The organism is Rhodococcus sp. Leaf225, assembly GCF_001426145.1.
GTDB lineage: Bacteria > Actinomycetota > Actinomycetes > Mycobacteriales > Mycobacteriaceae > Rhodococcoides.
Window position 1 is genome coordinate 381,465 of sequence record NZ_LMRN01000021.1, and the last position, 19,199, is coordinate 400,663.

At 69.0% G+C, this 19,199-nt stretch carries 17 protein-coding genes and 2 pseudogenes; 13 read left to right on the top strand and 6 right to left on the bottom strand.

Annotated elements, in window-relative coordinates:
- Nucleotides 1–52: 52 nt before the first annotated feature.
- The 5 genes from ileS (at nucleotide 53) to ASG69_RS16925 (ending at nucleotide 7,028) form a co-directional block, all read left to right on the top strand.
- Nucleotides 53–3,187 (top strand): isoleucine--tRNA ligase, encoded by a 3,135-nt coding sequence (gene ileS / locus ASG69_RS16905; RefSeq protein ID WP_056445569.1) that lies wholly within the window; start codon nucleotides 53–55, stop codon nucleotides 3,185–3,187.
- A 55-nt stretch (nucleotides 3,188–3,242) separates the two neighbouring features.
- On the top strand, nucleotides 3,243–4,535 hold the full coding sequence (locus tag ASG69_RS16910; protein ID WP_082544558.1) for a DNA polymerase IV: 1,293 nt from the start codon (nucleotides 3,243–3,245) through the stop codon (nucleotides 4,533–4,535).
- Nucleotides 4,536–4,673: 138 nt separating this feature from the next.
- Nucleotides 4,674–5,312, top strand: a complete 639-nt coding sequence (locus ASG69_RS16915) for a hypothetical protein (protein ID WP_056445563.1) — start codon at nucleotides 4,674–4,676, stop codon at nucleotides 5,310–5,312.
- A gap of 232 nt (nucleotides 5,313–5,544) precedes the next feature.
- On the top strand, nucleotides 5,545–6,192 hold the full coding sequence (locus tag ASG69_RS16920; protein ID WP_056445560.1) for a cutinase family protein: 648 nt from the start codon (nucleotides 5,545–5,547) through the stop codon (nucleotides 6,190–6,192).
- Between the two features lie 323 nt (nucleotides 6,193–6,515).
- Nucleotides 6,516–7,028 carry a hypothetical protein gene (locus ASG69_RS16925; RefSeq protein WP_027505863.1) on the top strand — a complete coding sequence of 171 codons (513 nt, stop codon included), beginning with the start codon at nucleotides 6,516–6,518 and terminating at the stop codon, nucleotides 7,026–7,028.
- A 62-nt stretch (nucleotides 7,029–7,090) separates the two neighbouring features.
- Here ASG69_RS16925 and ASG69_RS16930 read toward each other — a convergent pair whose 3' ends face one another.
- Together ASG69_RS16930 and ASG69_RS16935 are read right to left on the bottom strand one after the other, a co-directional pair.
- Entirely contained in the window at nucleotides 7,091–7,846 is a 756-nt protein-coding gene (locus tag ASG69_RS16930) for a sensor domain-containing protein (protein WP_056445558.1), read from the bottom strand.
- Nucleotides 7,837–8,778 carry a hypothetical protein gene (locus ASG69_RS16935; protein ID WP_156380553.1) on the bottom strand — a complete coding sequence of 314 codons (942 nt, stop codon included), beginning with the start codon at nucleotides 8,776–8,778 and terminating at the stop codon, nucleotides 7,837–7,839. Before ASG69_RS16935 ends, ASG69_RS16930 begins: the two co-directional genes overlap by 10 nt.
- Nucleotides 8,779–8,847: 69 nt before the next feature.
- Here ASG69_RS16935 and lspA point away from each other — a divergent pair, with 69 nt between their 5' ends.
- The 3 genes from lspA to ASG69_RS16950 are packed head-to-tail and all read left to right on the top strand — an operon-like array spanning nucleotide 8,848 to nucleotide 10,981.
- Nucleotides 8,848–9,426 (top strand): signal peptidase II, encoded by a 579-nt coding sequence (gene lspA / locus ASG69_RS16940; RefSeq protein ID WP_235578982.1) that lies wholly within the window; start codon nucleotides 8,848–8,850, stop codon nucleotides 9,424–9,426.
- A complete protein-coding gene (locus ASG69_RS16945) occupies nucleotides 9,423–10,349 on the top strand; it encodes an RluA family pseudouridine synthase (protein ID WP_027505865.1) in 927 nt (308 codons plus the stop codon). Before lspA ends, ASG69_RS16945 begins: the two co-directional genes overlap by 4 nt.
- Nucleotides 10,350–10,354: 5 nt before the next feature.
- Nucleotides 10,355–10,981, top strand: a complete 627-nt coding sequence (locus ASG69_RS16950; RefSeq protein ID WP_082544517.1) for a hypothetical protein — start codon at nucleotides 10,355–10,357, stop codon at nucleotides 10,979–10,981.
- 2 nt (nucleotides 10,982–10,983) lie between these two features.
- Here the strand turns inward: ASG69_RS16950 and ASG69_RS16955 are convergent, their stop codons facing one another.
- A complete protein-coding gene (locus ASG69_RS16955; protein ID WP_056445548.1) occupies nucleotides 10,984–11,574 on the bottom strand; it encodes a CHAP domain-containing protein in 591 nt (196 codons plus the stop codon).
- A 92-nt stretch (nucleotides 11,575–11,666) separates the two neighbouring features.
- On the opposite strand from ASG69_RS16955, the gene ASG69_RS16960 reads away from it, so the two are divergent.
- Entirely contained in the window at nucleotides 11,667–12,320 is a 654-nt protein-coding gene (locus ASG69_RS16960; protein ID WP_414891731.1) for a SanA/YdcF family protein, read from the top strand.
- A 96-nt stretch (nucleotides 12,321–12,416) separates the two neighbouring features.
- Nucleotides 12,417–12,533 (top strand): annotated as a pseudogene (locus tag ASG69_RS23120) (carbonic anhydrase); the annotation flags it as partial.
- A gap of 13 nt (nucleotides 12,534–12,546) precedes the next feature.
- Here the strand turns inward: ASG69_RS23120 and ASG69_RS16965 are convergent.
- Nucleotides 12,547–13,200, bottom strand: a complete 654-nt coding sequence (locus ASG69_RS16965) for a hypothetical protein (protein WP_321163717.1) — start codon at nucleotides 13,198–13,200, stop codon at nucleotides 12,547–12,549.
- A gap of 186 nt (nucleotides 13,201–13,386) precedes the next feature.
- Between ASG69_RS16965 and ASG69_RS16970 the strand changes: the two genes are divergently transcribed.
- Complete coding sequence (locus ASG69_RS16970; protein ID WP_027505869.1) at nucleotides 13,387–14,154, top strand: MBL fold metallo-hydrolase; 768 nt, start codon at nucleotides 13,387–13,389, stop codon at nucleotides 14,152–14,154.
- Between the two features lie 12 nt (nucleotides 14,155–14,166).
- On the opposite strand, the gene ASG69_RS23125 is transcribed toward ASG69_RS16970, so the two are convergent.
- Both ASG69_RS23125 and ASG69_RS23290 read right to left on the bottom strand, forming a co-directional pair.
- Nucleotides 14,167–14,454, bottom strand: coding sequence for a DUF3253 domain-containing protein (locus ASG69_RS23125; protein ID WP_268788590.1), 288 nt, complete (start codon nucleotides 14,452–14,454; stop codon nucleotides 14,167–14,169).
- Nucleotides 14,437–14,571 (bottom strand): annotated as a pseudogene (locus ASG69_RS23290) (DUF2256 domain-containing protein); the annotation flags it as partial. The pseudogene ASG69_RS23290 and the gene ASG69_RS23125, both read right to left, overlap by 18 nt.
- A 107-nt stretch (nucleotides 14,572–14,678) precedes the next feature.
- Between ASG69_RS23290 and rarD the strand changes: the two are divergent.
- Both rarD and dnaE read left to right on the top strand, forming a co-directional pair.
- Nucleotides 14,679–15,578: an EamA family transporter RarD gene (gene rarD / locus ASG69_RS16980; protein WP_056446237.1), complete on the top strand. Its 900-nt coding sequence runs from the start codon at nucleotides 14,679–14,681 to the stop codon at nucleotides 15,576–15,578.
- 41 nt (nucleotides 15,579–15,619) lie between these two features.
- The gene (gene dnaE, locus ASG69_RS16985) at nucleotides 15,620–19,186 is read left to right on the top strand and encodes a DNA polymerase III subunit alpha (RefSeq protein WP_051613374.1); all 3,567 of its coding nucleotides are present in this window, start codon (nucleotides 15,620–15,622) and stop codon (nucleotides 19,184–19,186) included.
- Nucleotides 19,187–19,199: the final 13 nt, after the last annotated feature.

A 19,199-nucleotide genomic window follows, 5' to 3' on the forward strand; every position in this document is an offset into this window, starting at 1 on the left:
TGCCGGTCGTCGTCCCCGTGCCGCATCGAACGGGCACAGGAGCACCGCAGCCATGACCACCACCGACGACACCTCGACACCCGACGCCGGGTACCCCCGCGTCCGCTACGCCTCGGAGTCCGGCAGTCCCGATTTCCCGGCTCTCGAGCAGCAGGTCCTCGCGCACTGGGACGCGGACGGCACATTCCGAGCCAGCGTCGACGCGCGTGCCGACGCGGATGAGTTCGTCTTCTACGACGGGCCGCCCTTCGCCAACGGCCTCCCGCACTACGGCCATCTCCTCACCGGCTACGTGAAGGACCTGATCCCGCGTTTCCAGACCATGCGCGGGCGCAAGGTGGAGCGACGGTTCGGCTGGGACTGTCACGGTCTCCCCGCCGAGCTCGAGGCGGAGAAGCAGCTTGGCATCACCGACAAGAGCCAGATCGACACGATGGGTCTGGCGGAGTTCAACGCGTACTGCAAGCAGTCCGTTCTGCGGTACACCGGCGAGTGGCGCGACTATGTCACGCGCCAGGCGCGGTGGGTGGACTTCGACAACGACTACAAGACGCTCGACCTGGACTTCATGGAGTCGGTCATGTGGGCGTTCAAGGAACTGCACGACAAGGGCCTGGTGTACCAGGGCTTCCGCGTGCTGCCCTACAGCTGGTACGAGCAGACGCCGCTGTCGAACCAGGAGACCAGGCTCGACGACGCCTACAAGATGCGTCAGGACCCAGCGGTCACGGTGCGGATGACGTTGAGCGCGCCCGGCTCCCCGCTCGACGGTGCGGACGCACTGATCTGGACCACCACCCCGTGGACCGTGCCGTCCAACCTGGCGATGGCCGTACGCCCCGACATCGACTACGTGCAGATCGAGGACGGCGCGGGCGGCCGTGTCGTGCTCGCCCGAGATCGGGTGTCGCACTACGCCCGTGAGTTCGGCGACGAGCCCGTGGTGGTGTCCGAACACACCGGTGCCGATCTGATCGGTCTCGCCTACGCGCCGCCGTTCGATTTCTTCCTCGGTCACGAGAACAGTCACCGTGTGCTGTCGGCCGACTACGTGACCACCGACTCCGGTACCGGAATCGTCCACCTCGCACCGGCTTTCGGTGAGGAGGACATGGACGTCGCCACGGCCAACGGCATCGAGGTCGTGCAGCCCCTCGACGCCGGCGGCAAGTTCACCGCGATGGTGCCGCCGTACGAGGGTCTGATGATCTTCGATGCCAACCCGGTGATCATCAAGGACCTCAAGGCATCGGGAAAGCTGGTGCGGCACGAGACGATCGAGCACTCGTACCCGCACAGCTGGCGTTCGGGTCAGCCGCTGATCTACATGGCGGTGCCGTCGTGGTTCGTCTCCGTGACCAGCTTCCGCGACCGGATGGTCGAGCTGAACCAGGACATCACGTGGGTTCCCGAGCACATCCGCGACGGCCAGTTCGGCAAATGGCTCGAAGGTGCCCGCGACTGGAACATCAGCCGGAACCGGTATTGGGGCAGTCCCATTCCGGTGTGGGTGTCCGACGATCCCGCCTACCCGCGTACCGACGTGTACGGCAGCCTCGACCAGATCGAGGCCGACTTCGGCGTCCGTCCGACCGATCTGCACCGGCCCTTCATCGACGAGCTGACACGTCCCAACCCGGACGACCCCACGGGCAAGTCCGTCATGCGCCGGGTCCCCGAGGTGTTGGACTGCTGGTTCGAGTCGGGATCGATGCCCTTCGCCCAGGTGCACTACCCGTTCGAGAACGCCGAGTGGTTCTCCACGCACAACCCGGGCGACTTCATCGTGGAGTACAACGGTCAGACGCGTGGGTGGTTCTACACCCTCCACGTCCTGGCGACGGCGCTGTTCGACCGGCCCGCCTTCCGGACGGTCGCCGCACACGGCATCGTGCTGGGCGAGGACGGGCTCAAGATGAGCAAGTCCAAGGGCAACTACCCGGACGTCAACGAGGTGTTCGACCGCGACGGCTCCGATGCCATGCGGTGGTTCCTCATGTCGTCCCCGATCCTGCGGGGCGGCAACCTGATCGTCACCGAGCAGGGCATCCGTGAGGGTGTGCGCCAGGCGCTGCTTCCGATGTGGAACGCGTGGAGTTTCCTGCAGCTGTACGCGTCGAAGCCGGGGACGTGGCGGACCGATTCCACCAACGTGCTCGATCGCTACATCCTGGCCAAGTTGGCCGAGACCACGCGCGTCATCACCGAGGCGTTGGAGGCGGTCGACATCGCGGGGGCGTGCGACGAGTTGCGTCAGTTCTGCGACGCGCTGACCAACTGGTATGTGCGGCGCTCGCGTCAGCGCTTCTGGAACGAGGACGCCGACGCGATCGACACTCTGCACACGGTGCTCGAGGTGCTCACCCGCGTCGCGGCCCCGATGCTCCCGCTCGTCAGCGAGGTCGTCTGGCGGGGACTCACCGGTGGGCGCTCCGTGCATCTCGCGGACTGGCCGGTGGTCGGTACCGAGTTGCCGGCCGATCCCGAGCTGGTCGCGGCGATGGACGAGGTCCGCACCGTCTGCGGCGCGGCACTGTCGCTGCGCAAGGCGAAGAACCTGCGCGTCCGCCTGCCGCTGCAGGAGCTCACCGTCGCCGCCGACGACGCCGAGCGGCTGCGCCCGTTCGCGGACCTCATCGCCGACGAGGTGAACGTCAAGCGTGTCGATCTCACCGAGAACGTCGACGTGCACGGCCGTTTCGAGCTCGTCGTCAACGCCCGCGTGGCCGGTCCGCGTCTGGGCAAGCAGGTGCAGGCGGTCATCAAGGCGGTCAAGGCAGGGGAGTGGAGCGAGACCGACGGCGTCGTCACGGCGGCAGGTCTCGAGCTGCTGCCCGAGGAGTTCACCCGGCGCCTGGTCGCGGCGGAACCGGAGTCGACGGCGGCGCTCCCGGGCAATGCCGGGCTGGTCGTGCTCGACTCGGAGGTCACCGAGGAGCTCGAGGCCGAGGGGTGGGCCAAGGATCGCATCCGCGAGTTCCAGGACGCCCGACGCTCCGCGGGTCTGGACGTGTCCGACCGCATCGCGGTGACGGTCGACGTTCCCGCCGAGCGCCGGTCCTGGTTCGACACGCACCGCGATCTCATCGCCGGCGAGATCCTGGCCACCGATCTGCAGGTCGGCGATCCGGGTTCGGCAGCAGTCGATCTCGGCGACGGAGTGCGGGCATCGCTGGTGAAGGCCTGACGGTGTGAGCGGCGGGTCGGCCGAGCGCAGCAGACGCTGGGTGTTGCATCTCGACATGGACGCGTTCTTCGCGTCGGTCGAGCAGCTCACCCGGCCGACGCTGCGGGGCCGACCCGTGCTCGTCGGCGGTGGCGGTGGTCGAGGCGTCGTGGCGGGATGCAGCTACGAGGCACGCGTGTTCGGTGCCCGGTCGGCGATGCCGATGCACCAGGCTCGACGACTCGTCGGATCCGGTGCGGTGGTGGTGCCGCCCCGCGGCAAGGTCTACTCGGCTCTCTCCACCGTCGTCTTCGACACCGTGCGGCGCGTCGTGCCGGTGATCGAACAGCTCTCGCTCGACGAGGCGTTCGGTGAGCCCGCGGAGTTGGCGGGAGCGACCGTCGCCGAGGTGGAGGAGTTCTGCGCCGCGCTGCGTGCGTCAGTCCTGGACGCGTCCGGGCTCGTCGCCTCCATCGGAGCAGGAGCGGGCAAGCAGATCGCGAAGATCGGCTCGGGTCTCGCGAAGCCGGACGGCATCCGGGTGGTCTCTCCGGCGGACCAGGCCGCCCTCCTCGAGACTCTGCCGGTGCGGAAGTTGTGGGGCATCGGGCCGGTGGCCGAGGACAAGCTCCGCCGACTGGGAGTGCACACGGTCGGTGCGTTCGCCGCGATGCCGGAGGCGGAGGCCGCGTCCGTACTCGGTTCCGCCGTCGGCCCCAGCCTGCACCGTCTCGCACGTGGTCTCGACGATCGACCCGTGGCGGAACGCGCCGAGTCCAAACAGGTCAGTGCCGAGACCACCTTCGCCACCGACATCGTCGACATGGCCGGGTTGCGATCCGCCATCGTCGCCAGCGCGGAGGCCGCCCACACCCGATTGACGAAGGACGGGCGGGCGGCCCGCACCGTCGTCCTCAAGCTCCGCAAGTCCGACATGAGCATCGTGACCCGTTCGGCCACACTGCCGTACGCGACGGTCGATCTGGCGACGATCGTGGCCACCGCGCAGCGGCAGGCTCTCGATCCGCGCGAGCTCGGCAGTATCCGACTCGTGGGCGTGGGCCTCGCCGGGCTGTCGACGGTCCGGCAGGAGTCGCTGTTCCCCGAACTCGACCAGGAGGGCCTCGACGTCGACTCCTCGGTCACCGCGGCCGAGCCCGCGCCGGTCGTCACGAGCGACGTCCTGCTCTGGCGGCCGGGGCTCGACGTCCGACACGACGAGTACGGCCACGGGTGGGTGCAGGGCGCAGGGCACGACGTGGTGACCGTGCGGTTCGAGACGCGGAGCACGGGCCCCGGGGTGGCGCGGACCTTCTCCGGAGACGACGAGCACCTCGCGGTGGCGGATCCGATGGAGAGTCTGGCCTGAGGCTCACCGATCGAGTCCTGTGACCCATCCGCGGGGCGCGCACCGCCGAATACGCGTGACTGCGGCGTCTGTCGCCGCACCCGTACGACGAGGAGTGCCCGTGCCCGGCACCGAGTTCACGCTGCGAGCCTCGCTCCCATGGTGAGCGATCAGCGGCACCCGCTCGCGGGTCTGCGCGGAGCCGAGTGGGTCGCCGTCTGTGCAGATCTCCTGCACGCGGACGGAGCGACCGCAGTACTCACCTCCGCGCACGCCCCGGACAGCAGGCGCGTGCTGTACCCGACCGCCCACGATGCCGTGCAGCTGGCGGATCTGCAGTACCTCCTGGGCGAGGGACCGCACGCGGAGACGATGGCGGACGGTCGGATGCACAGTGTGTCGGTCGACTCGGCGGCGGATCGCGTGCGATGGCCCCTGCTGGTCGACTGTCTCATCGAGTCGGGGGTGCGATGGGTCCGGACCGTCGCGGTCGGAGCGAGCAGCCGGGTCGGCACCCTGCAGTGCCACGGACGCGGTCCCCTCGGCACACCCGACGAGAGGACCGTCGCGGCGGTGGGCAGACTCGCCGATGTGCTGGGCGACGAACTGGTCACCTCCGGCCTGGCAGGCGTACCGGCGGATCCGGGCGGTGAGTGCGACCTGATCGACGAGGCCATCGGTGTCCTGGCCGGTCGTCACCGGATCGACGCGCCCGCGGCGTCGGCCGTGCTGCGGGCGGCGGCGTTCGCGGCGGATCGCACGGTGGCCCTCCAGGCCCGAGCCGTTCTCGGCGTCTGAGCGGTGTGTCGGCAGCATCTGTCGACGCCCGGGACGACACGAGGAGGTTTCGGCGTCCGAACTGCTCGTCGTGACGGTCTTCCGGCGCTCGTTCCTTCCGTGTCTTCGGCGTTTCCGGTGACATGCGGGAAATGCGTTCGTGCAATTGTGATGTGTGCGAACAAGTACTGTCACCCGACATTTCCGTCCGTTACTGTGACCGAGTCCACTGACCTTCGGGGAAAGGCTCGTCATGAATGTCAGACTTCTCGCTCGGGTGTGTGCAGCGGCGTCTGTCGCCGCTGCGGCCCTGGTCGTTCCCAGCGCTGTGGCCACCGCGGCGCCGTGTACGGACGTCGACGTCTCGTTCGCACGCGGGACCGGTGAACTGCCCGGACTCGGCATCACCGGTGGACCTTTCACCAGCAGTGTCACCTCCACGCTCGCCGGACGGTCCGTCAGCACCTACGCCGTGAACTACGCTGCCGACTTCTCGCAGGCCAGCGCCGGGCCCGGCTCGCGTGATCTGGTCGCGCACATCACCTCCGTCGCAGCAGCATGTCCTGCAACGCAATTCATCATCGGTGGGTACTCACAGGGTGCCACTGTGGTCACCAATGCCGTGGGTCTGCGCACCCCGAGCAGTCTCACCGGTTCCGTGCTGCCCGCCGGCGTCGCCGACAGGGTCAAGGCCGTCGTCGTGTTCGGCAACCCGTTCGGTCTGACCGGGAGGACCATCGAGTCGGCGAGCGGAACCTACGGCCCGCGCGCCCGCAGTTTCTGCAACTTCGGAGACCCGGTGTGCCAGATCGGCGGATTCAATTCCTTTGCGCATCTCACCTACGCGAGCAATGGCAGCGCGGGTCAGGGTGCGACATTCGCAGCCTCCCGAATCAGCTGAATCGCTCATTGTTCGACTGATCGGAGCTCGGTGGACTGAATGTGCGCGGTGCATGCAGGTTCGGCGTCGAACCCGGCATCCTCCACCCGGCCAGGGGTTCGCCCCGTGCGCAGCGCGCGGTGTTCTGCGCAGGATGCAGAGTGCGCGCTACCCCGTGCGGTGCGCGCGGCGGCCACCGCGCCGGCCACCGCGCCGGCCGACGCCGCCCACCCTGTGACCCCTCTCGAGAGCGCGACGAGCTTTACCGTTTCCTCAGAACTGGTCGGTAAGGTCTGGCCCGACGCTCGATACCGAGTCAACTCACGAGATGTAAGGACGTACACGTGAAGCTTCCCCGTACCGGACGCGCACTGGTGGCAGGCATGGCAGTCGCCGCCGCCCTGACGATGACGGCGTGCAGCAGCGGCGAGGACGGCGGCACCACCGACGCCACCACGTCGGCAGCCACCACCTCCAGCGCAGTTGCCGAGGCACCGTCCGATCTCCCCCCGGTTCCCACCGCCGAGGAGCTGAACACGCGCCTGCAGGAGAGCCTCGATCCGAACGTGCCGCTCGAGCAGAAGGTCCAGTACGTGCAGGGCGCGGAAGCTGATCCTGAGCTCATCAACAAGGTCGCCGAGGCCGCTCGCGTGAACAACGCGAAGATTCAGGTCCTCGACGTGACCGATCTGGGCGACGGCACGCTCAGCTCCAACGCCACCATCGATCTCGGTGGCCAGGTCAACCCGCTCCAGGTCGCCTACGTGGCCGAGGACGGGGAGTGGAAGCTGTCGAAGGACAACGCTTGCGCGATCGTGTCGCTGGCGCAGCTGACCTCGCCTGCCTGCACCGCCTGACACCGCAGTACCGACCACACGACGCCGGCATCACCTTCGGGTGGTGCCGGCGTCGTCGTGTCTCAGCGCAGCCGGTCGGCGGCGGTGCGCGCGAGCGTCCGCACCAGGTCGGGGTCGACGGGCTCGGTCCCGGTGGCCACCAGTTGGCTCAGGGTGGATCCGGAGACGGTGAGGATCGCGTCCGTCGTCAGGGACACGCCGTCGCTGCTCACCGCGAGTCGCACCGCCACGGAGGCGTCGCCGATCGGGGCGACGTCGGTGAGCAGGGTCGAGGAGCCGACGCGGTAGTCCACCCGCACACCGTCGGCGTCCGTGCCGCTGAAGGTCGCGCATCGTGTGAGCGAGTCCTGCACGGCCGCGAATGCGGTGAGGGCGCCGGGACCGTCGTAGCTCGCGGCGTCCTGGTCGATCGACGAGAAGTCGGGTCCGCCGTAGGAGACGGATGCGGCGCTGATGACGCCGGGCACCTGGGTGGCGATGGGCGCCAGCACCGCGGCGCACTCGGCGGGGTCGGTGCTCGACCGGTCCTCGGCCGTCGCGCCCGGAGCGCTGGGGTCGAGCGGAGGCAGGTCGTAGCCGGTGTAGCCGGGTGGGAGGTCGGCGATGCTCAGGAGCCGACCGGCGAGCAGAGCGTTGTCGGTGATCGGGCCGGTGCCGGTGGCCGACGGCGGAGGGACCGGAGTGAAGGTGGGGAGCCCGACGGTGGGCGCCTCGGGCGTGGCCTCGCTCGGAGTGTCGCCGACGTCCCGATCGGTGCCGCATCCGACGAGCACCACCGCGAGCGCTGCCGTGACCGCGCCCAGTCGTCTCAACTCCACGTCACCGTGTTGCTGGTGGTCTGCTTCAGCGTCGTCTGGCTGTTGGCGTCCCGGTAGACCTGGTCGCCGCCGACGGCGACCGTGCCGCCCAGGGGAAGCGGCTTGGACGGATCGATCCGCAACTGCCCCTGGCCGGTCATCACGAACGACTCGATGTTCAGGGTGCCCTGCTCGTCGGGCAGCTGCCAGATCGGTTCCTCCGGCGACTGGGTCACGGCGACGTCGACCGTCGCGACGCCGTCGTCGAACGAGGTGAGTGTCGCCGTCGTCGTCTGCAGCAGCGAGATCCCGCTGACGACCTCCTGGGTGACGGTCCATCTCGCGCCGACGCCGATGGGCTCTGCCGGGAACGGGACGGCGCGGTACACCGCCTGGGACAGCGCCTGCTCGACGGCTGATCGAGCGATGTCCCGGGCGTCCGGCGACGGATCGATGGTGAGTGCGGTGACGGCACCCGACGGCGTGGTCGCGAAGCCTGCGGACGATCCCGCGGTGGGCCCGAGGCTCGCCTGCAGGGTGGCGTCCGACGTGGTGGCCGCACCGAGTGTCATGTCGACCTGGAGTCCGTCGGACCCGGCCGCCGAGCGTGAGGTCGCCGTCATCGGCAGCGTCAGCGGCGGGGTCGAGAAGTCCTGCGCCTCGGCAGCGTCGATCTGCTGGCTGATGGTCGACTCGGCCACGAGGGTCGCGGTCTGCTCTGCTTCCGACGGGGTCGCGGTGACGACGGTCCGCGGCTCGGCTCCGGCATCGACCAGAGTGGTGGTGACGGCGGAGACCGGGAGGGTGACCGCGGACGTGCTGGGGGTCAGCTCCTCGGTCGCGGGTACGTCGGTGTCGGTCCCGCACGCCCCGAGCGAGAGGACGACGGTGACCGCTGCCGCGGCGACGAGGGTGGTGGAGCGTCGGCGGGGTCGTGTCGAGAGCAGTGTCACGCGCCCGAGGTTAGCGTCGGATCCTGAGCGGCCGGTGAGCGGTGAGGGCAGGTAGTGGACAATGGTGGGGTGACCGACCTGGAGAATCCGGACCGACCCCTGGCCCGACGTACCCGACGGCTGTTCGCTGTCGCGGCGGTCGTGCTCGCCCTGGACCTGCTCACGAAGATCGTCGCGGTCGCCGTCATCGAGCCCGGTCGACCGATCGAGATCATCGGTGACACCGTCACCCTCCGCATGGTGCGCAACGCGGGCGCGGCGTTCTCGATGGCCACGGGCATGACCTGGCTGTTGACGCTGGTGGCCGTCGCCGTCGTGGTGGGTGTGATCCGCATCGGACGCACTCTTCGCTCCGGCTGGTGGGCCGTGGGCCTCGGCCTGGTGCTGGGCGGCGCGCTCGGCAATCTGATCGACCGATTCTTCCGCTCGCCCGGCCCGCTGCAGGGTCACGTCGTGGACTTCGTGTCCATCGGCTGGTGGCCGGTCTTCAACGTCGCCGATTCCTCCATCGTCTGCGGGGCCGTCCTGCTGGTGATCATCACGCTGTTCGGGATCGAGCCGGACGGGACTCGCCGTGCCGACGACAAGGGTGACGACCCCGCGGTGACCGAGAGCGCAGCGGCGACGGAGTCGGAGAAGAAGGCGTGAGGGAGACACGGTCGATGCCCGTTCCGGACGGGCTCGACGGCATGCGCGTGGATGCGGGACTGGCTCGGCTGCTGGGGTTGTCGCGGACCGTCGTCGCGACCCTCGCCGAGGAGGGCGCCGTCCAGGTCGACGGTTCCACTGTGGCGAAGTCCGACCGTCTCGGCGGCGGCACGTGGCTCGAGGTGGAACTGCCCGAGCCCGCGCGTCCGTTGACCATCGAGGCACAGCCGGTGCCGGGCATGGAGATCCTGTACTCGGACGACCACATCGTCGTCGTGGACAAGCCGGTCGGAGTGGCCGCGCACGCGAGCGTGGGCTGGACGGGACCGACGGTGATCGGTGGTCTCGCGGCCGCTGGATTCCGCATCTCGACGTCCGGGGTCCACGAGCGTCAGGGCATCGTGCACCGTCTCGACGTCGGGACGTCCGGCGTGATGGTGGTGGCGACGTCGGAGCATGCGTACACCGTGCTCAAGCGCGCGTTCAAGGAGCGCACGATCGACAAGCGCTATCACGCTCTGGTGCAGGGACATCCGGACCCGAGCAGCGGAACCGTCGATGCGCCCATCGGACGACACCGCAGCAACGACTGGAAGTTCGCCGTCACGGCCGACGGCAAGCCCAGCATCACCCACTACGACACGGTCGAGGCGTTCCAGGCCGCGAGCCTGCTGGACGTGCACCTCGAGACCGGGCGCACTCACCAGATCCGGGTGCACTTCTCGGCGCTGCGGCATCCGTGCTGCGGTGATCTGACCTACGGTGCCGATCCGCGCCTGGCCGAACGGCTCGGCCTCGAACGCCAGTGGCTGCACGCCCGCGCACTCGGGTTCACTCATCCCGGTGACGGCCGCTACGTGGAGTTCTCGAGCCCGTACCCGGCGGATCTGCAGCACGCACTGGACGTGTTGAGAGCGGGCTGAGACGCGTGCGCGCCGTGTCCGCGGCGTCGGTCGTCGCGTTGATCGTCGCGGTGCTCGTGCTCGGTGTCCTCAACCCGGTCCGTGGTTCGTCGGTTCGCACCGATGCCCTCGGTCCCGACAACGACGAGACCGCCGCGCAGTACGTGGCCCGGGTGGACCCGCCCTCCGGCGACGGAGATCGGTGGGCGCTGGTGTCCTTCACCCGGTCGATGCGTGCCGACGAGATCGCGCCCACCGTCGACGGAATCAGGGTCTCGGTCGTCTATGCGCACGTGCCGATCGACCGCGTGCAGACCCCGCTCGTGGTGGTCCCGGTGCCGGACACCGACTCCGTGCTCGCGTCGTCCGTCCGTCTCGCCGCCGGCCTCGTTCCGCCCGGACGCGACCAGCGCGGGAACGCGATCGCGACGGTGGTGCGCGCACGCCTGCAGGCCGACTGTGACTGCGCCGCAGGAGTTCTGGTACGTGCGAGTGTTCCGGAACTCGCCGCGCTCGCGGGCCTGGACGGCATCCGCGCGGTCGAGGCATTGCCGGGGGACGCGGTCTACGGCCGGTTCGCGGTGGCACCGCTGTATCCCGAACGCGACGGCGACGCGGTGCAGCCCGACGACGGCCCGGTTCCCGCCTCCTGACCTCAGGACCCGAGCAGGCCGAAGCCGAGCACCGCCGAGTCGTCCGCCCAGTCCAGATCGTGAATGCGGATCCCGCCCATCTCGTTGCCGCCGACGGTCGTGACCGTGTCCCCGTCCACCGCGACCACGATGTTCGTGTGCTGCCCGACGAGCAGATCCCCGACGGGCCCACCCGACTCGTACAGGACGACGTCGCCGACCGCGGGGGAGTGGTCGCCGACCGGCGCGAAACGGCCCTGTTCCTGGTAGTACTCCGTCAACGTGTAGACACCGGGAATGCGCAACCCACCCGAATGCGGATTGGTGAACGGCTGTCCGGCCTGGCGCATCACGTGACTGACGAAGTCGGCGCACCAGGCCTCGTCGACGCCCTCGGAGTAGAACGTGGCGGGACGGGGATCGCGATACTCACGCTCCACCACCTCGAGCACACGCTGCTGCGCAGGGGACAGGGACGCGTCGGCCGCGGGGAAGTCGGCGGTGTCCCACGGGTACCACCGCTCGGGCGCGGTCCACAGCACCGCCGCGACGGCGACCACCGCGAGGGCGACGACGCCGGCGACGGTACGGCGGACGCGGGTGCTGGTGGGCATGCCTCGACGCTACCGAGCCGGGTCTCCGTGGTCAGGATCGCGGCGCCGATCTTCACGGAACCCTCACATGATGGACTGGGGACATGAGACGTGTGGGGCGCCGACATCTGATCCGTGCCGTCGGCGGGTCCGCCGCCGCGGTGCTCGTCGTCGTGCTCGGATCGGCGGCGTGGGTCGCCGCCTCGTCCCACGGTCGGCTGTACACGGCGGACACCGCGCCGCGCGCTCCCGTCGCCATCGTGCTGGGCGCTCGGGTCCAGGAGGGCGAACCGTCGTCGTTTCTCGCCGGTCGTCTCGACGCGGCACTCGATCTGGTGCGGCGCGGTACCGTGCGCGCACTTCTGTTGTCGGGCAACGCCGCCGGCACGTCGGGTGACGAGGTGGAGGTGATGACGCGCTACCTGGTGCGCCGCGGCGTCGATCCCGACCGCATCGTGGCCGACCCGTACGGTCTGACGACCCACGACACGTGTCGACGCGCCGTGACGACGTACGGAGTGTCGACGGCCCTGATCGTCAGTCAGGACACCCATGCCGCACGTGCGGTGGCCCTGTGCCGAGCTGCGGGGATCGATGCCGGCGGTGTCGTCGCTCCCTGTGACTGCTCCCGGCGCTCGCTGCTGCGGCAGTTCGTACGCGAGATGCTCGCGCGTCCCAAGGCCGTGCTGGACGTGCTCCGCGGCTCCGCGCCCGCGGTGCAGTCGCCACCGACCGACGCGGTGCGCCGCGCCGTCGAGATCGGCTGACCCGAGTCACTCGGATCACCTCGAGCCCAACCCTGTTCGCACCGTCGCACCGCGAGCAGTCTGGAGACCCGAGCGCGAGTGTTCCTGTCGCGATGCTTGCGGCAACAGCTCCGGCGCATCGAGCTCAGTCCGTCTGTCTCGCGGACGACGTCGTTGCGTGGCTTCGTGTTCGACGCGGCGACCGGTGCGCTGCGTGAGGTTCAGCCGGCCTGATCGAGCGTGTCGGTCAGCCCGCGCTGCCGCGGCGGGCCTTCTCCAGCGCGGCCAGTGTCGACATGACGGTGGCGCGCTGACGTTGCAGGTCGCTGAGCCGGGCACGCGCGGGCAGACCCGACGACGCCTCGGCGTCGGCGATGCCGGCCTCGATGGCGGTGAGCTGCTCGAGCAGACCGGTCACGCGATCGGCGAGCACGGCGACGTCCACCGTGCTGACGGCACCCGACGGAGCGGAGGACGCCGAGCGGGACGGAGTGGTGCGGACGGCGGCGGACGCACCGGCGCGGCCCGAGGCCTTCCGGACGTCGGCGGCCGCGGGACGCTTCGGCAGGCGGACCCGGTCGAGAGCGGCACGCGCACTGCGAGCCGCGGTGCGGTGCTCGAGCTCCTCGTCGTCGTCGGACGTCACCGCGCCGCCCAGGGGACGCAGGCCGTACATGCCGATGAAGCGACGCGCCGCGTCGATCGTGTTCTCGTGTTCACGGCACTCACCGCACCGGGGCTCGTCCCGGTAGATCTCGATGTCGGTCCGGCTGCCGCACCACACGCAGCCGCCGGGACTCCACCGCCGGGTGACGGGGGTGTCGTCCGCAGCGGTGTCGTGGGGTGAGGTGGTGGTCATCGTGGAGGAGGCGCCGGAGCCGAGATTTCGATCGTCGATCACGTCGAACCAGCGTAGTGCACGACACGAGGCCCGAGCAGCGGGAGCGGCTGTCGCCTCGTGCTTTTCGCGTCGTCGGTGACCAACGTCATGACACACCCGGCTCCGCTCGGTCGTGTCATCGGCGTGTCGCGTCAGCAGACTCGTCGGTCTTCCCCCGGGGCTCCCGACCGTCCATACTCGGCAGTCGTGAGCACACTCGAAGTCACGACCGTCGCCGACGGCGTGCACGTCGCGTTCGGGCCGGACGTCAATTGGACACTGTTGGTCGACGGCGAGGACGTGACGCTGGTCGACTCGGGATATCCGCGGTACGTCGGTGCGGTCGTCGAATCGCTCCGTCGTGTCGGTCGGCGTCCGGAGGACGTGCGGGCGATCCTGCTGACACACGCGCACATCGACCACATCGGCGGCGCCGGCCACTTCGCCTCGACCTACGGCACGCCGGTGCTCACCTCGGACACCGAGGCTCGGCATGCCCGACGTGAGTATCTCGAACAGGCATCGCCGCTCGACGTGGCGCGTAACGTCTGGCGGCGCGGTGCGCTCGCATGGACGGTGCGCATCGCTCGCGCGGGCGGAACCGAATCGGGCGCCGTCGCCGACGCCGAGGGGTTCGACTCGGTCGTCGGATCCGTGCCGGGTGGGCCGCTGGACCTGCCGGGCGGGCCGGTGCCGCTCGACAGTTCGGGTCACACGTCCGGTCACACCGGGTATCACGTGCCGGGTGCGGGGGCCGTTCTGTCCGGTGACGCTCTGGTCACCGGACACGCTCTGAGCGTTCGGACCGGACCGCAGATGCTGCCGCCCCTGTTCGCGCACGACCGGCCGCGGGAGTTCGACGCGCTCGACGCCTTCGTCGGCCTGGACGCCGACGTCCTGATTCCCGGACACGGGGGAGTGCATCGCGGGTCCGTCGACGACGCGGTGCGGCGGGTACGGTCCGCACGCGCCTGAGTCGACTCCGGGTCAGCGGGGTCGCCGAATGCGGATGGGGCCCTTCGCCGTCGACGGGTCGACCACGTTCCCGCCCTGCGTGATCTCCGCCTCGCCCGCGGCGACGAGGCGGCGGGCGGCGCGGCGGACGGGTTCCATCAGGGGGCGCCAGTCGTCCGGCGCCACGGCGCGAGCCACGTCGGAGGGGCAGATCGACGAATCGCGGGCGCGACTGTCGAGCAGCCGCCGGATCGCGTCCTCGAGACCGTCGTCGGCTCCCGCGGAGCCGGTGCGTCGGCACGCGTCGCTGCAGTACTTCACCGAGTCCCAGTCGCGTTCCCACTTCTTGCGCCACTCGATCCGTCGACCGCAGACGGCGCAGGTCTTGTCCGCCCGAGCCTCGGCCTCGCCGCTAGGCGCCTTCTTCCTGTGTGCCACCTCGTCGATTGTGCACCGGTCGGGGATAGCGTGAGCGCGTGCGCAGTCTCACGTCCTCTCTCGGCTCCCGGCGCGGTGGAGCTCCCCGGTCGTCCTCCAGCGTCGGCATGGCCAGCGGTGTCGGTGCGTACGGACTGTGGGGACTGTTCCCAGCCTTCTTCGGCGTGCTGTCCTTCGCCGGACCCGTCGAGGTCCTCGCGCACCGCATCGTGTGGACGTTGGTGCTCATGCTCGTCGTCCTGGCGGTGTTGGGACGACTGTCCACGCTGCGCGGTCTCCCGGCGCGCACGTGGGGTGTGGTGGCGTTGTCGTCGGCGTTCATCTCGATCAACTGGGGCGTCTACATCTTCGCGGTCTCGCAGGACCGTGTGGTCGAGGCAGCCCTCGGATACTTCGTCAATCCGCTCGTCAGTGTCCTGCTCGGCGTCGTGGTGTTCCGGGAGCGGTTGGGCCGTGCGCAGATCGCGGCCCTCGCGCTGGCCTTCGTCGCGGTGGTCGTGCTCACCGCCGACTACGGACGGCCTCCCGTCATCGCCCTCACCCTGGCCTTCTCGTTCGCGCTGTACGGCGTCATGAAGAAGGTGGTCCGGCTCGAACCCACCACGTCGCTGACCGCGGAGGGGCTCGTGGGGGCGCCGATCGCGATCGGTTACCTGGTGGTGCTGGGCGTCACCGGGGGAGCGAGCGCCCTCTCGCTCGGGGTGCCGCACGCCCTGCTGCTCGTCCTCGCCGGGCCCGTCACCGCACTGCCGCTGCTGCTGTTCGGGGTCGCCGCGCAGAAGCTGCCGTTGGTCACCCTCGGTCTGCTGCAGTACCTGACACCGGGCCTGCAGCTCGCGTGGGGAGTGCTGGTGCTGAACGAGGACATGCCCGCGTCGCGGTGGATCGGTTTCGCACTCATCTGGTGCGCGCTGGCGATCTTCACGGTCGACTCCGTGCGGCGTCTGCGGGCGCATCGCGTGGCGTCGGTGCCGGTCGAGGCGGCGTCCGCGGACGCCCCGCGCTAGTCCTCATCCGTCACAGTCGTCACACGCCGCGTGTGCGGAGAATGTTGTCGGCCCGACGACCTAGAGTGGCTCCCGTGTCGGACTTCGTTCATCTCCACAATCACACCGAGTACTCCATGCTGGACGGGGCGGCGAAGATCGCGCCGATGTTCGCGGAGGCCCAGCGCCTGGGGATGAGCGCGGTCGGGATGACCGACCACGGCAACATGTACGGGGCCAGTGAGTTCTACAACGAGGCCAAGAAGGCCGGGGTCAAGCCCATCATCGGGATCGAGGCCTACATCGCCCCGGAGTCCCGTTTCAACAAGAAGCGCGTGCTGTGGGGAGACCGCAGCCAGAAGTCGGACGACGTCTCGGGCAGCGGCGCGTACACGCACATGACGATGGTGGCGGAGAACGCGACGGGTCTGCGCAACCTGTTCAAGCTGTCGTCCCTCGCGTCCACCGAGGGGCAGCTGGGCAAGTGGGCGCGCATGGACGAGGAGATCATCGCCAACCACGCCGAGGGCATCATCGCCACCACCGGCTGCCCGTCCGGCGAGATCCAGACCCGGCTTCGTCTGGGCCACGAGCGTGAGGCGCTCGAGGCGGCGGCCAAGTGGCAGGAGATCTGGGGCCCCGACAACTTCTTCCTCGAACTGATGGACCACGGTCTGTCGATCGAGCGGAGGGTGCGAGAAGGACTGCTGAGCATCGGGGAGCAGCTCGGCATCCCCCCGCTCGCGACCAACGACTGCCACTACGTCACCAAGGACGCGTCGGTCAATCACGAAGCGCTGCTGTGCATCCAGACCGGTAAGACGCTGAGCGATCCCACCCGGTTCAAGTTCGACGGCGACGGCTACTACCTCAAGTCCGCGGAGGAGATGCGCGCCCTCTGGGACGACGAGGTGCCCGGCGCGTGCGACTCCACGTTGCTCATCGCCGAACGCGTCCAGTCCTACGACGAGGTGTGGGAACACCGCGACCGGATGCCGGTGTTCCCGGTGCCGGAGGGCTACACGCAGGGCACCTGGCTCCGCAAGGAGGTCATGGACGGCCTGCACCGCCGCTTCCCCGACGGTCCGACGGAGGAGTACCTCTCCCGTGCGGACTACGAGATCAGCGTCATCCTCGAGATGGGCTTCCCCGCCTACTTCCTCGTCGTCGGTGACCTCATCAACCACGCCAAGGAGGTCGGCATCCGCGTCGGCCCCGGTCGAGGTTCGGCGGCCGGGTCGCTCGTCGCCTACGCGATGGGGATCACCAACATCGACCCGCTCCCGCACGGTCTGCTGTTCGAGCGGTTCCTCAATCCCGAGCGCGTCTCCATGCCCGACATCGACATCGACTTCGACGATCGCCGACGCGGCGAGATGGTGCGCTACGCCACCGAGAAGTGGGGCAGTGATCGTGTCGCGCAGGTGATCACGTTCGGCACCATCAAGACGAAGGCCGCCATCAAGGACTCGGCCCGCGTGCAGTTCGGGCAGCCGGGCTTCGCCATCGCCGACCAGATCACCAAGGCACTGCCCCCGCCCGTGATGGCGAAGGACATCTCGGTCGCGGGCATCACCGATCCGACGCACGAGCGGTACAAGGAGGCCACCGAGGTCCGCTCGCTGATCGACTCGAACCCCGACGTCGCGAAGATCTACCAGACCGCCAAGGGTCTCGAGGGGCTGATCCGCAACGCCGGCGTCCACGCCTGCGCGGTCATCATGTCCTCGGAGCCGCTGACCGACGCCATCCCGGTGTGGAAGCGTCCGCAGGACGGCGCCATCATCACCGGCTGGGACTACCCGTCCTGCGAGGCCATCGGCCTGCTGAAGATGGACTTCCTGGGGCTGCGCAACCTCACGGTCATCGGTGACGCCATCGACAACATCAAGGCCAATCGCGGCATCGACATCGATCTCGACGCCCTGCCTCTCGATGATCCGGCGACGTTCGAACTGCTCTCGCGCGGAGACACTCTCGGCGTGTTCCAGCTCGACGGCAGCGCGATGCGGGACCTGCTGCGCAAGATGCAGCCCACCGGATTCGAGGACATCGTCGCCGTCCTGGCGCTCTACCGGCCCGGTCCGATGGGCATGAACTCGCACAACGACTACGCCGATCGCAAGAACGGTCGTCAAGAGGTCAAGCCGATTCACGCCGAACTCGAGGAACCGCTGAAGGTCATCCTCGGCGAGACGTACGGCCTGGTGGTCTACCAGGAGCAGATCATGCAGCTGGCGCAGAAGGTCGCCGGCTACTCGCTGGGCCAGGCCGACCTGCTGCGGCGCGCCATGGGAAAGAAGAAGCTGTCCGAGCTGGAGAAGGCGTACGCCGGTTTCCGCCAGGGCATGCTGGACAACGATTTCTCCGAGGCCGCCATCAAGGCGCTCTGGGACACCGTGCTCCCATTCGCCGGCTACGCGTTCAACAAGTCGCACTCGGCGGGGTACGGGCTGGTGTCCTACTGGACGGCGTATCTCAAGGCCAACTACCCGGCCGAGTACATGGCCGGACTGCTCACCAGTGTCGGCGACGACAAGGACAAGGCGGCGATCTATCTCGCCGACTGCAGGCGGCTCGGCATCACCGTGCTGCCGCCGGACGTCAACGAGTCCGAACTCAACTTCGCCTCGGTGGGCGAGGACATCCGCTTCGGCATGGGCGCGGTGCGCAACGTGGGCGCCAACGTCGTGGCGTCCATCATCTCGGCGCGCAAGGAGAAGGGGAAGTTCACCGACTTCTCCGACTACCTGGCCAAGATCGATGCGACTGCCTGCAACAAGAAGGTCACCGAGTCTCTCGTCAAGGCCGGTGGTTTCGATTCGCTGGACCATCCACGCAAGGGTTTGATGCTGATCCACGCCGACGCGATCGACTCGGTGCTGGGCACCAAGAAGGCGGAGGCCATCGGCCAGTTCGACCTGTTCGGCGGCGTCGACGCCGACGAGTCCATCACCTCCGTCTTCAACGTGAAGATCCCGCCCGAGGAGTGGGACAGCAAGCACCGTCTCGCGTTGGAGCGGGAGATGTTGGGGCTGTACGTGTCCGGGCATCCGCTGAACGGAGTCGAGCACGTGCTCGCGGCTCAGTCGGACACCGCCATTCCCACGATCCTCGAGGGCAGTCTGAAGGACGGCACGCAGGTCACGGTGGGCGGCATTCTGGCCTCGGTCAACCGACGGGTGAACAAGAACGGTCTGACCTGGGCGTCCGCCCAGCTCGAGGATCTCACCGGCGGTATCGAGGTGCTGTTCTTTCCGCAGGCGTACTCCGTGTTCGGTGCGGACGTCGCCGAGGACGCCGTGGTGCTGGTGAAGGCCAGGGTGTCGGCTCGGGACGATCGGATCTCGCTCATCGCGAACGACATCGCGGTTCCCGATCTGTCGTCCGTCGGTGTCGCCAAGCCCGTCGCCGTCAGCTTGCCGACGCGTCAGTGCACCGCGGACAAGGTCGGGGCGCTCAAGCGGGTGCTGGCCAGCCATCCCGGTACCACCGACGTGCACCTGCGCCTCATCAGTGGCGACCGGGTCACCATGCTCAAGGTGGACGAGAAGCTGCGCGTCACACCGTCATCGGCGCTGATGGGCGATCTCAAGGCGCTGCTCGGACCCGGCTGCCTCACCGTCTGACGCTGCCTCACCG